Here is a 12216-nt window from a genome sequence, read left to right as displayed (position 1 = left end):
AAATGCGCCGCGCCCGGTGGAAAAGAAAAAATGTTCGGCGGGTCGGTCTGCGCCAGCGCAGACCTCCTGCCGCCGGCGGGGGAAGGTTGGCAGTCCCTCGCGGCAGTCAAGGACGGAAACGCGCTGCCCTTGGGGAGACCTTTGGCCCGGGGAAGTCAGGGATACATCCAGCTTCTCTTTTCGCTGCCGCTGGCCGGTTGTTGATGAAGGCTTCAGCATAGGACAATGCAACAACTTCTACGACCGCCAGGGGAGCGCGTAGCGAAGCGGAACGCGCGGAAAGAGAAGCTGGTCAAATGCGTCCTTGCAACCCGACGACCTGGGCACCATCCGCCACGGGACGGCAGCTACAGGAATCGCAGAAGAGCATAGCGTGCCCGAAGGCCAGCGCAAATCGGAGCAGGCACTGATACGCCGACCCCCGTCGCGCGGAGGGCCACTGCACCGGAGCGCGTCAAACGCTTTTCTCTTTGGACCGTGCACGGCCCGTTTCTCTTTTGGCACGACAAAAGAGAAATGGGGGGTGCATCCTGGCTGGACCAGCCCCCCCTGCGGGAGCAGAGACCCGGTGGCCGCCGTCCGGCGGCCCATCCCATGTTACCCCCTCTGGTCGCTGCGCCCCAGCAGATAGTCCGTGGTAACGCCGAAGTAATCCGCCAGAGCGACCAGCTTCTCATAATCCGGCCGGCGGTCGCCGCCTTCATAGCTCTGATAGGAGCGCATTTGAATACCCAAAAACTCTGCCATGCTCTTCTGTGTGACATGGCGCTCTCTTCGCAGTTCCTGTAATCTTTCGGCAAATTTTATCATGAGTATCTCCTAATTCTCTTGACATGCTCGTTTTGCTCATGTATTATAAACATGAGCAAACTGAACATGAAAAGAGGTGTTTTCGATATGACAGACATCATGCGGGTGCTCTATGAGTACGTGGAAACCGAGCGCCTCCCCGCTTATCTTCCCCCACGGGAATACCAGGAGGTCAGCCAGCTGACAGACCGCCTGTCCCGGCGGCTCCGGGATCTGCTTCCCAACGACGACTGGGACACCGTGACAAAATACGAGGACGCCGCGGCGGAACTCCACACCATGGAGCTGGAGGCCATGTTCCGGGCCGCCTTCGCCCTGGCGGGAGAGCTCCGTTAGCTCTCCCACTTCTCCAGCAGCTGCCGCAGCTGGTCCGCGAACCGGGCCAGGGACTTGTTGTCCCGCCCGCGGCTGCGCTTGATGCTCTCCATGAGCATGTTGCCCACGGCCACCAGCCGCTCGTAGGCGGCGCTGGCCCGCTGGCCGCCGGTGGTCCTGGCCTTCCGCTCCGGGAGATACCCGGGCTCGGTCACCTTGCCGGCGATCAGGTCGTACACCTCCGTGTACTGGGGCGCGTGGGCGGTGAAGCCCAGGCTCTGGACCGTCTTGGCGAAGAAGGGCGCCACCTCCCGGTCCCCGTGGACCACGAAGACGTGCTGGGGCTTGGGCGCCTGGATGGACTGGATCCACGATATCAGGTGGTCCCGGTCCGCGTGGGAGGAAAGGCCCTGGAAGTTCACGATCTTCGCGTGGACGGCGATCTCCTCGCCGAAGAGCTTCACGCTCTCGACGCCCTCCAGCAGGGCGCGGCCCAGGGTGCCCTCTCCCTGATAGCCCACGAACACCACGGTGCACTCCGGCCGCCAGAGGTTGTGCTTCAGGTGGTGGCGGATGCGGCCCGCGTCGCACATGCCGGAGGCGGAGATGATGACCTTGGGGGTGGGGTCCATGTTCAGCATCTTGGACTCCTCGCTGGTCTCCGTCATCCGCAGGTTGGTGAAGTTGAACATGTGGGTGCCGTCCTGCACCAGCTCCAGGGCCTCCTCGTCCAGATAGCCCCGCAGGTCCCCGGTGAAGATGGTGGTGGCCTTCTTGGCCAGGGGGGAGTCGATGTACACCGGGAAGTCCGGGTCGCTCTTCACCATCCTGGCGTCCTTGATCTCCCGGATGAAGTACAGCAGCTCCTGGGTGCGGCCCACGGCGAAGGAGGGGATCACCACGTTGCCGCCCTTGGCGATGGTCTCGTCGATGATCTTCGCCAGGTCGTCGGTGTAGCTCCACACCTCCGTGTGGTTCCGGTCGCCGTAGGTGGACTCCATCACCACATAGTCCGCGCCGGTCAGGTAGGTGGGGTCCCGGATGATGGGCTGGTCCACGTTGCCGATGTCGCCGGAGAAGACGATCTGTTTCGTGACGCCGCCCTCCGTGGCGGTGACGATGATGGAGGCGGAGCCCAGCAGATGGCCCGCGTCCACGAACTCCACCCGGACCCCCTCGCACAGGTCGATGACCTGATGGTACTCGCAGGTGGTCATGTACTGGCGCACCCGCTGGGCGTCCTCAATGGTGTAAAGGGGCTCCGTCCGGGGGGCGCCGGACCGCTCCGCCTTGCGGTTCTTCCACTCCGCGTCCTGCTCCTGGATGTGGGCGGAGTCCTGGAGCATGATGTCCATCAGGTCCGCCGTCAGCCGGGTGGTGAGGATCCGGCCGCGGAAGCCCTCCTTGATCAGCATGGGGATCCGGCCGGTGTGGTCGATGTGGGCGTGGGTCACCAGGAGAAAGTCGATGGTGTTTGCCGCAAAGGGCAGCGCCTCGTTGGACACCTCGTCCCGCCCCTGCTGCAATCCGCAGTCCACCAGGATGCGCCTGCCGCCCACCTCCAGACAGTGGCAGCTGCCGGTGACGCACTGGTCCGCGCCGTAAAAGCTGAGCTTCATGGGAGAACCTCCTTTTTCCGCTCTCTCCGCCCCGCCGGCGGAGGGAGTCTTTTTTGTCAGTTTAGCACAAAGGGGCCGGCGGGGCAAGGGGCGGCGGAACTTCCGCCCCATTTTGTAACCACTTTTGCCTTGCTTTCCCGTGTGCGGGCCGGTATGCTGGTGATAAAAGGAGGTGCGGGCCATGGCGGAACGAAAGACGCTGCTGATCCCCTCCCTGCTGGACGACTGGTTCCCCCTGCTGCGATACGCCTTTGCCTCGGAGCGGTGGGAGCCGGTGCTGCTGGACGGGGACTGGCGGGAGGCGGAATCCCTGGGGATGCGCCACGTCCACAACGATCTGTGCGTGCCCTTCGTGCTGATCACCGGCCAGGTGCTCGCCGCCCTGCGGTCCGGGATGTACGAGCCGGGCCGCACCGGGGTGCTGATCTCCCAGGCCGGGGACGCCTGCCGGGGCTCCTGCCTGATCCGGCTGCTGCGGAAGGTACTGGACCGGGAGGGCTTCTCCCAGGTGCAGCTGCTGAGCCTCAACGTCCGGGGCATCGACCGGGGTGCCGCCCTGCCTGTGGGGCCCCGGATGGCCCTGCGGGCCCGGGCGGCCCTCTTCTGGGGGGACGCCCTGGCGGCCATGGTCCACCAGACCCGGCCCTATGAGGCGTCATCCGGCGCGGCAGACGCCCTGCGGCGGAAATGGCTGGACCTGCTGGGCCGCGATCTGGCGAAGGACCGGGGCCTCTCCGGGCGGGCCATCCTCCGCCGGTGCCGGGAGATGGCCGCCGACTTCCGCCGCCTGCCGGTGAAGGCCGGGCGGCGGCAGGTCATCGCCGTCACCGGGGACATCTATACGAAAAACTGCCACCTGGGAAACCGGGACCTGGTCCGCTGGCTGGAGGCCCACGGCTGCGAGACGGCGGTGAACGGCATGAGCTGGTATGTCCTCTACTACATCGACACCCACCTGGACGTCTGGCCCCGGCCGGCACGGCTGGGCGGAAAGCTCCTGGGCGCGCACCTGGAACGGCTCCAGCGCGGGATGCTGGACACACTGAGAGCGGCCGGCTTCACCGCCCTGCCTCCCTACCGGGCGCTGAAGGCCCAGGCGGCAGGGCTGGCCCCCATGTCCTGCGCCCTGGGGGCCGGGTGGCTCATGGCGGCGGAGATGGCGGGCTGGGTGCGCTCCGGCCGCCGGAAGGTCCTGTGCTGCCAGTCCTTCGGGTGCCTGCCGGGCCACATCTGCGCCCGGGGACAGTATGCCTCCCTGATGTGCAAGCTCCCCGGCAGCCTGATCGTGGGCGTGGACTTCGACCCCTCCACCGGCGAGGGCACCCTCGAAAGCCGCATCCGGATGCTGCTGGACGAGGATCTGGACCTGCCCTTCCCCCGGGAATAACCGGGAAATCGATTTCCCGCCGTTTCCACTTTGTTCCTTTTGGCCGATTTCTCCCGGGTTGTTTGGGGAAAAATCGGCGTTTCTGCCGGAAACGCCCCGGCATTTATGAACTTTTTTCGGAAATTCGGTTTTTTCTTTGCAATCCACCGGCGATTGTGGTATGCTAATTCTGCTTTTTTGTGGGGCCGCCCCACTTCTTTTATAAATTAGGTATCAACGAGCGTGCCGCCCCGTCCTGCTCCGGCAGTCCTGGGGAGTTCCGCCCGGAAAGGAAGTATCAGAATCATGGGTTTGATGAAAAAGATCTTCGGCGATTACAGCTCCCGGGAGCTGAAATCCATCTACCCCATCGTGGACAAGATCGAGGCCCTGGCCGATGAATACAAGGCCATGAGCGACGAGGCCCTGCGGGCCAAGACCGCGGAGTTCAGGGAGCGCCTGGCCAAGGGCGAGACGCTGGACGACATCCTGCCGGAGGCCTTCGCCACCGTGCGGGAGGCTGCGGACCGGGTGCTGGGCATGCGCCCCTACCGGGTGCAGCTGGTGGGCGGCATCGTGCTGCACCAGGGCCGCATCGCCGAGATGAAGACCGGTGAGGGCAAGACTCTGGTGGCCACCCTGCCCTCCTATCTCAACGCCCTGACGGGCCGGGGCGTCCACATCGTCACGGTGAACGACTATCTGGCCAAGCGTGACAGCGAGTGGATGGGCAAGGTCCACCGCTTCCTGGGGCTGAAGGTGGGCCTGATCGTCCACGGCCTGACCACCAAGGAGCGGCAGGCCGCCTACGCCGCGGACATCACCTACGGCACCAACAACGAGATGGGCTTCGACTATCTGCGGGACAACATGTGCATCTACGCCAGCGAGCTGGTGCAGCGGGGCCACGCCTTCGCCATTGTGGACGAGGTGGACTCCATCCTGATCGACGAGGCCCGGACCCCCCTGATCATCTCCGGCCAGGGGGAGAAATCCACCCAGCTGTACGACATGGCGGAGATGTTCGTCTCCCGCCTGAAGAAGCAGGTGGTGGTCCAGGTGGACAACAAGGAGGAAGAGGATCCCGCCGAGACCGAGGCCGACTATATCGTGGACGAGAAGGCCAAGACCGCCATGCTCACTGCACGGGGCATCGCCAAGGCGGAGGAGTTCTTCCATGTGGACAACCTGTCCGACCCGGAGAACGCCACCCTCTCCCACCACATCAACCAGGCCATCAAGGCCCACGGCGTCATGAAGAAGGACATCGACTACGTGGTGAAGGACGGCGAGGTCATCATCGTGGACGAGTTCACCGGCCGCCTGATGTTCGGCCGGCGGTACTCCAACGGCCTGCACCAGGCCATCGAGGCCAAGGAGCACGTCACCGTGGCCAGCGAGAACAAGACCCTGGCCACCATCACCTTCCAGAACTACTTCCGCCTGTACGACAAGCTGTCCGGCATGACCGGCACGGCCATGACCGAGCAGGAGGAGTTCGGCACCATCTACAATCTGGACATCATCGAGATCCCCACCAACCGCCCCAACCAGCGCCATGACCACCACGACGTGGTGTACAAGACCGAGGCAGGCAAGTACCGGGCCGTCATCCAGCAGATCAAGGAGTGCCACGCCAAGGGCCAGCCGGTGCTGGTGGGCACCGTGTCCATCGAGAAGAACGAGTATCTCAGCGGCCTGCTGGCCCGGGAGGGCATCCAGCACAACCTGCTGAACGCCAAGAACCACGAGAAGGAAGCCGAGATCGTGGCCCAGGCCGGCAAGTTCGGCGCCGTCACCGTGGCCACCAACATGGCCGGCCGCGGCACCGACATCATGCTGGGCGGCAATGCCGAGTACCTGGCCCGGGCGGATCTGGTGAAGGCCGGCTACTCCGACGAGATCATTGCCGACGCCACCGGCTACGCCGAGACGGACAACGAGGAGATCCTGGCCGCCCGGAAGCTGTTTGCCGAGAAGCTGGCGCAGCACAAGGCGGTGATCGCGGAGGAGGCGGAGAAGGTCCGGGCCGCCGGCGGCCTCTTCATCATCGGCACGGAGCGCCATGAGTCCCGCCGCATCGACAACCAGCTGCGGGGCCGCGCCGGCCGCCAGGGCGACCCCGGCGAGACCCGGTTCTATATCTCCCTGGAGGACGATCTGATGCGCCTCTTCGGCGGCGACCGCATCCAGAACATGATGGAGCGGTTCGACCTGGATGAGGACACCCCCATCGAGAACAAGATGCTGACGAAGGCCATCGAGAACGCCCAGACCACTGTGGAGTCCCGGAACTTCCAGTCCCGCAAGTCCGTGCTGGAGTATGACGACGTCATGAACAAGCAGCGGGAGATCATCTACCAGCAGCGCCGGGAGGTCCTGGACGGCAAGGATCTGAAGGACACCATCCTGAACATGACCCGCACCACCATCGCCAACCACGTGGCCATGGCCTTCGGGGAGAATCAGTCCCTGGACGCCGCCGGCTGCCGGGAGATGCTGCGGGGCCTGGAAGGGCTCTACTTCCCCAAGGACACCTTCCAGTTTACGGAGGACGACGCCGCTGAGAAGAGCCAGCAGGACTTCACGGACCTCTTTGTGGAAGCTGCCGAAAAGACCTACGAGGCCAAGGAGGCGGAGATCGGCGAGCCCCTCATGCGGGAGCTGGAGCGGGTCATCATGCTGCGGGTGGTCGATGAGTACTGGATGGACCACATCGACGCCATGGATGACCTGAAGCAGGGCATCCGCCTGCGGGCCTATGCCAACACCGACCCCGTCATCGCCTACAAGCAGGAGTCCCTGACCATGTTCGAGGAGATGGTCTCCGCCATCCAGAGCGAGACGGTCCGCCGCATGTTCTCCGTCCGTCTGAAGAAGGACGAAGAGGTCAAGCGGGAACGGGTGGCCAAGGGCATGGTGGAAAACGTGGGCGGCGACGGCACCGCCCCCAAGAAGCAGCCCGTCAAGGTCACCAAGATCGGCCGCAACGACCCCTGCCCCTGCGGCAGCGGCCTGAAGTGGAAGAAGTGCACTTGCAAGGAGTACCACGACAACTGATCTCGAGGGGGAGCAGGCTCCCCCTCGACCTCCCCCACCACCAGTCTGCGGACTGGTGTGTGCGCCCAAGGCGCACGGGTCAAGGGATTTTCGCCACGTACACGCCGCGGCGAAAATGATTGGAATTTCTTGATCTGCCGGAGGCAGATCAACTGGGGAAACCGATGGTTTCCCCTAGCCCCTTTCCTTTTGAGCGCAAGCTCTTCACTCTCCACTCTTAACTCTTCACGCTATCTTTTATCTTTACTCTTTTCACTTTTATCTCTTCCGCTCCCTGTTCTCTCCTGCCGGAGGGCAGGGGGCGGTCTTTTTACAGAAAGGAGGCCGCCATGTCCTTTGTCACCCATGATCAAAATGAACTGGTCTGGTTCACCGCTCCCCTGCTGGACGGGGTGCGCCACGGGTTCTCCACCCGGCGGGGCGGGGTGTCCCCGGCGCCGTGGGACACCCTCGATCTGCGCTTCGGCTGCGGGGACGCGCCGGAGAACGTGGCGGAAAACTACCGCCGGCTGCTGGGCGCCGTGGGCGTGGAGCCGGAGCGGGCCGTCCTCTCCCTGCAGGTCCACCGGGACGATGTGCGGCTCTGTACGGCCGATGACGCCGGAAAGGGCCTGTTCCGGGAGCGGGACTACAAAGCCGACGCCCTGATCACCGCCGAGCGGGACCTGCCCCTGATGGTGTTTTCCGCCGACTGCGGCACGGTGCTGCTCCACGACCCGGATGCCGGGTGCGTGGGGGCGGTCCACGCCGGGTGGCGGGGCTGCGCCGCCGGGATCGTGGAGAAAACGATCCGGGAGATGGTCCGCCTGCTGGGCGCCCGGCCGGAGCGGATCCTGGCCGCCCTGGGCCCCTGCATCGGGAAATGCTGCTTTGAGACCGACAGCGACGTGCCGGAGGCCATGCGGACCTCTGCCCTGGGGGCGGAGGCGGAGCCGTATCTGGAACGGCGGGGCGAGAAATGGCACGTGGATCTGGCCGGGCTGAACCGCCAGTGGCTGCTCCGCGCCGGCGTCGCGCCGGACCACATTGACGTTTGCGGCCTCTGCACCGCCTGCCGCCCCGACCTCTTCTGGTCCCACCGGAAGATGGGGGAGGCCCGGGGCGTCCAGGCCGCCGTGATCTCCCTTTAAATTTCCAGCCGGAGGACCCTGCCCATGAGAAAAAATCGTCTTTTTGCGCTCCTGTGCCTGGTGTGTACCCTGTCCATGCTGACCGGCTGCTGGTCGGATCCCCCCATGGACTCCATGGAACTGCCGGGCCAGGGAACCCAGGAGGAACCGGAAGAGGAAGTCGCCCTTCCCACCTCTTTTGCCCTCCCCTACGCGTCGGACCAGACGCTGGACCCGGTGACCTGCCCCGACGGGATCCAGCAGACCGTGGGCTCCCTGCTCTACGAGGGGCTCTTCCGCCTGGACCTGCAGCTGGAGCCACAGCCCTGGCTGTGCCGGTCCTACAGCTATGATCCCGCCACCTTCACTTATACGTTCACGCTCCGCTCCGGTGTCACCTTCTCCGACGGGTCTGCGCTGACAGCGGCCGATGTGGCGGCCACCCTCCAGCGGGCCCGGACGTCTCAGCGGTACGGCGCCCGCCTGGCCCAGGTGGCGGCGGTCTCCGCCGGGGACGGTGTGGTGTATGTGCGCCTCTCCAGCGCCAACACGGGCTTTCCGGCACTGCTGGACATTCCCATCGTCAAGTCCGGGACGGAGACCAGCCTGACGCCTGTGGGGACCGGGCCGTACCAGGTCTCCTCGGATGAAGAGGGTGTCTGCCTGACGGCCCACACCGGCTGGTGGGCGGGGGCGTCCCTGCCCGTGGACCGCATCGGCCTCTCCTCCGCCCGGGACCGGGAAACAGTGCTGTATCAGTTCTCCTCTCACGATATCCAGCTGATCACGGCGGACCTCACCGGTACGGATCCCATCACAGCCACAGGCAACATCAGCTATCAGGATGCCGACACCACCATTTTGCAGTACGTGGGCATCAACACCCGCCGGGAACCCTTCCAGGACGCCGCCGTGCGGCAGGCTCTTGGCCTGGGCATCAACCGCCCCACCCTGGTGAGCGCCGTGCTGTCCGGCCATGCCCGGGCGGCCCAGTTCCCGGTCTCTCCGGTCTCCGCCCTCTATCCGGCGGAGCTGGAGACGCTGTATGCCTATGATGACTTCTCCGCGGCCATGGAGGCGGCCGGCCTCACCTCCGGGCAGACCCGCACCGTGACCATGCTGGTCAACTCCGAAAACAGCTTCAAGGTAGCCGCCGCAGAGTCCATTGCCGAGGCTCTGTCTGACTTTGACCTGCAGATCCAGGTGCAGGCCCTTCCATGGGAGGAGTATACCGCCGCCCTGGCCGCCGGAAATTTTGACCTGTACTACGGAGTGGTGAAGCTGACGGCAGACTGGGATCTCTCCGCTTTGGTGGGAATCGGCGGCAGCCTGAATTACGGCGGCTGGACAGACCCGGAGACAGACCAGCTGCTGGCGGCTTACGCCGCTGCCGGGGACCGGGCGGCCGCCCTGTCTGCCCTGTGCGGGCGGCTGCTGGAACAGGCGCCGATCCTGCCGGTCTGCTTCAGCACCTCCTCCGTTCTGTACCAGTCCGGCTCCATCACCGGTCTCACCCCCACCATGGCAGAGCCCTTTTATGATCTGGGCAGCTGCGAGATCCATCTTCTGGAGAACTGAAAACGTCCATTTCTCCGCAGCGGTAAAGAGACCGCCCCGGGACATCTGGTCCCAGGGCGGTCTCTCTGTCGTTTCCCATCAGCCCCGCCATCCGGACAGCAACAGGAGGAGGCCGTCTCCGGCCTCCTCCTGCTTTTCTCCGTCAACCGGGCTGCTGGGCGCCGCTCACTGGACGGCGACGGTCCGCTGGAAGGTGTCGATCCACTCCTCCTTGGCCTGGCTGATATAGGTCTCGTCAAACTCCTTCAGGGAGCTCATGGCATCCTCGCCGAAGGCCAGGTAGGTCTTCAGCTCGTCAGGCATGGTGGCGTTCTTGTTCACGGGAGCCTCGTTCATGGCCTCGGCCACCTTGCTCTGGGTCTCGTCGGAGATCATATACTCCACGAACAGCTGGGCCAGCTCCGGGTTCTGGCAGCCCTTCACCACGTTGATGGTGGCGGGAGCGGCGAAGGAGCCCTCTTCAGCGTCCACCCACACCATGTTCAGGCCGGACTCCATCAGGCCGGGCATGTTGATGTCCATGAACACGGTGATGTTGGCCTCGCCGGTGGTGAAGGCGTTCACCACATCGGAGGAGGCGGTGTACCAGATGTTGATGTTGTCCTTCTTCTCCTGCATCAGGGTCATGGCGGGGGTCACATCCTCCTGGCTGCCGCCCATGGCCTCAGCCATGGCCACCAGCATGTAGGGGCCGGCGGTGGAGGTCATGTCGGGCAGGGCCACCATGCCGGCGTACTTGTCGTCAAACAGGTCCTGGTAGGACGTGGGGGGCTCCAGGCCCAGCTGCTCCAGGGCATCGGCGTTGTACATGATGCCGTAGCGGCACAGGGAGTAGCAGGGGCCATAGCCGTTGGCGTCCAGGGCGAAGTCATACAGGTGGTCCAGGCTGGTGACCACGGAGGTGTCGATGGGCTCGAACAGCCCCTCCTGGGCGCCGGTCTCGGCAAAGCTCTTGGTCAGCATCACCACGTCGGCGGTGGGATCGTTCCGCTCCGCCATCAGCTTGTTCAGCCGGTCGCCGTTGCCGCTGGTGGGATCCACCACGATGGTGCAGTTGTAGGTCTCCTCAAAGTCGGCGGCCAGTTCCATCAGGCCGGCCTCGGCCCAGCCCCAGGTGGCCACCACCAGCTCGGCGCCGCCGAAGTCCTGGGTGCCAGTCTCTTCGCCGGTGGTCTCCTCACCGGACGTTTCCTCCTGGGTGTCGGAGCCGCAGGCCGCCAGGCTCAGCAGCATCAGGGCGGACAGCAGCAATGCAAGCAGTCTCTTTCTCATCTCTTATTGATCCTCCATATCGCTCGTTTTCTTATATACACAGATGCGCTCAGGCGGGAAGTACAGCCGCACTGTCTCTCCGTCTCCGCGCCCCGTATATTCACTGAGTGCCGGGTAGACCGTCTCGTCAAAGCAGCCGGTCACCTCCAGCCGGGTGGTGTGGCCCTTGTAGGTGGCCGCCCGCACCTGGCCGGAGACCACGTTCTGTTCCTCCGCCTCCGCCAGGGCGATGTTCTCCGACCGGATGGTCAGGACGCAGGCGTCTCCGGGGGCGATGTCCCCGGTGCCGTCCGCCCGGACGTACAGCGTCTCTCCGCCGCACGTCACCGGCAGCAGGCCATTCTGTACCGCTCCCGCCGTGCCGTGGATGAAGGTGGAAAAGCCCATGAAGTCCGCCACAAAGGGGGACACCGGGCGGTCAAAGATCTCCTGGGGCGTGCCGATCTGCTGGATCCGGCCGGCGTTCATCACGATGACCCGGTCCGCCAGAGACACCGCCTCCTCATGGTCGTGGGTGACGATGATGGTGGTGATGCCCAGCTCCTTCTGGATGCGCTTGATCTCCACCTGCATCTCCACCCGCAGCTTGGCGTCCAGGTTGCTCAGGGGCTCGTCCAGCAACAGGATGGCCGGACGGGTCACCAGGGCCCGGGCCAGGGCCACCCGCTGCTGCTGCCCGCCGGAGAGCTCCCGGGGATAGCGGCGGTCCAGGCCCACCAGCTTCACCAGGGAGAGGATCTCCTCCACCCGCTGCCGGATCTCGTCCTTGGGCAGCTTCTGCAGCTTCAGGCCGAAGGCCACGTTCTCATACACGGTCATGTGGGGGAACAGCGCGTAGTTCTGGAAGAAGATCCCCACGTTCCGCCGGTAGGGCGGGATCTTGCGCACGTCCTTCCCGTCCACCAGGATGGCGCCGGAGAAGGGCTCGGTAAAGCCGGCGATCATCCGCAGGGTGGTGGTCTTGCCGCAGCCGCTGCCGCCCAGCAGGGCGATCATCTCTCCCTCCGCCACCGACAGATTCATGTCATCCACGGCGGTGAAATCGCCGAATTTTTTGGTCAGATGCTGTAATTCCAGTGTTGCCATT

The 12216-nt window shown here is 64.7% G+C and carries 10 protein-coding genes; 6 read left to right on the top strand and 4 right to left on the bottom strand.

Going from position 1 to position 12216, the window contains the following annotated elements; genetic code table 11:
- Positions 1-204: hypothetical protein (locus H9X91_RS08035; RefSeq protein ID WP_204804146.1), on the top strand; the 204-nt coding region annotated here is incomplete at its 5' end.
- Positions 205-597: 393 nt separating this feature from the next.
- On the opposite strand, the gene H9X91_RS08030 is transcribed toward H9X91_RS08035, so the two are convergent.
- Positions 598-810, bottom strand: coding sequence for a helix-turn-helix domain-containing protein (locus H9X91_RS08030; RefSeq protein ID WP_204804144.1), 213 nt, complete (start codon positions 808-810; stop codon positions 598-600).
- Between the two features lie 87 nt (positions 811-897).
- Between H9X91_RS08030 and H9X91_RS08025 the strand changes: the two genes are divergently transcribed.
- Positions 898-1146 carry a DUF6809 family protein gene (locus H9X91_RS08025; RefSeq protein ID WP_204804142.1) on the top strand — a complete coding sequence of 83 codons (249 nt, stop codon included), beginning with the start codon at positions 898-900 and terminating at the stop codon, positions 1144-1146.
- Here the strand turns inward: H9X91_RS08025 and H9X91_RS08020 are convergent.
- On the bottom strand, positions 1143-2744 hold the full coding sequence (locus H9X91_RS08020) for an MBL fold metallo-hydrolase RNA specificity domain-containing protein (protein ID WP_204804140.1): 1602 nt from the start codon (positions 2742-2744) through the stop codon (positions 1143-1145). The two genes, H9X91_RS08025 and H9X91_RS08020, sit on opposite strands and share 4 nt — an antisense overlap.
- Before the next feature lie 181 nt (positions 2745-2925).
- Here H9X91_RS08020 and H9X91_RS08015 point away from each other — a divergent pair, with 181 nt between their 5' ends.
- The 4 genes from H9X91_RS08015 to H9X91_RS08000 all read left to right on the top strand — a co-directional run bounded on the left by H9X91_RS08015 (position 2926) and on the right by H9X91_RS08000 (position 9857).
- Positions 2926-4131, top strand: a complete 1206-nt coding sequence (locus H9X91_RS08015) for a hypothetical protein (protein WP_204804138.1) — start codon at positions 2926-2928, stop codon at positions 4129-4131.
- 285 nt (positions 4132-4416) lie between these two features.
- The gene (gene secA / locus H9X91_RS08010) at positions 4417-7170 is read left to right on the top strand and encodes a preprotein translocase subunit SecA (RefSeq protein WP_207754360.1); all 2754 of its coding nucleotides are present in this window, start codon (positions 4417-4419) and stop codon (positions 7168-7170) included.
- 329 nt (positions 7171-7499) lie between these two features.
- Entirely contained in the window at positions 7500-8300 is an 801-nt protein-coding gene (gene pgeF, locus H9X91_RS08005) for a peptidoglycan editing factor PgeF (protein WP_204804136.1), read from the top strand.
- 24 nt (positions 8301-8324) lie between these two features.
- Positions 8325-9857: an ABC transporter substrate-binding protein gene (locus tag H9X91_RS08000; RefSeq protein ID WP_204804134.1), complete on the top strand. Its 1533-nt coding sequence runs from the start codon at positions 8325-8327 to the stop codon at positions 9855-9857.
- 165 nt (positions 9858-10022) lie between these two features.
- On the opposite strand, the gene H9X91_RS07995 is transcribed toward H9X91_RS08000, so the two are convergent.
- Together H9X91_RS07995 and H9X91_RS07990 are read right to left on the bottom strand one after the other, a co-directional pair.
- Positions 10023-11129: an ABC transporter substrate-binding protein gene (locus tag H9X91_RS07995; RefSeq protein WP_204804132.1), complete on the bottom strand. Its 1107-nt coding sequence runs from the start codon at positions 11127-11129 to the stop codon at positions 10023-10025.
- Positions 11130-11132: 3 nt separating this feature from the next.
- Positions 11133-12215 (bottom strand): ABC transporter ATP-binding protein, encoded by a 1083-nt coding sequence (locus H9X91_RS07990; RefSeq protein WP_204804130.1) that lies wholly within the window; start codon positions 12213-12215, stop codon positions 11133-11135.
- Between the last annotated feature and the right edge of the window lies 1 nt (position 12216).

Origin of the sequence: Oscillibacter valericigenes (genome assembly GCF_016902445.1) — a bacterium.
GTDB classification, from domain to species: Bacteria; Bacillota; Clostridia; order Oscillospirales; family Oscillospiraceae; genus Oscillibacter; species Oscillibacter avistercoris.
This window is presented reverse-complemented; position numbering and strand designations above follow the sequence as displayed.

Coding starts and splice junctions, on each gene's coding strand:
- H9X91_RS08030 (WP_204804144.1), bottom strand. CDS start 810: ATGATAAAATTTGCCGAAAGATTACAGGAACTGCGAAGAGAGCGCCAT.
- H9X91_RS08025 (WP_204804142.1), top strand. CDS start 898: ATGACAGACATCATGCGGGTGCTCTATGAGTACGTGGAAACCGAGCGC.
- H9X91_RS08020 (WP_204804140.1), bottom strand. CDS start 2,744: ATGAAGCTCAGCTTTTACGGCGCGGACCAGTGCGTCACCGGCAGCTGC.
- H9X91_RS08015 (WP_204804138.1), top strand. CDS start 2,926: ATGGCGGAACGAAAGACGCTGCTGATCCCCTCCCTGCTGGACGACTGG.
- secA (WP_207754360.1), top strand. CDS start 4,417: ATGGGTTTGATGAAAAAGATCTTCGGCGATTACAGCTCCCGGGAGCTG.
- pgeF (WP_204804136.1), top strand. CDS start 7,500: ATGTCCTTTGTCACCCATGATCAAAATGAACTGGTCTGGTTCACCGCT.
- H9X91_RS08000 (WP_204804134.1), top strand. CDS start 8,325: ATGAGAAAAAATCGTCTTTTTGCGCTCCTGTGCCTGGTGTGTACCCTG.
- H9X91_RS07995 (WP_204804132.1), bottom strand. CDS start 11,129: ATGAGAAAGAGACTGCTTGCATTGCTGCTGTCCGCCCTGATGCTGCTG.
- H9X91_RS07990 (WP_204804130.1), bottom strand. CDS start 12,215: ATGGCAACACTGGAATTACAGCATCTGACCAAAAAATTCGGCGATTTC.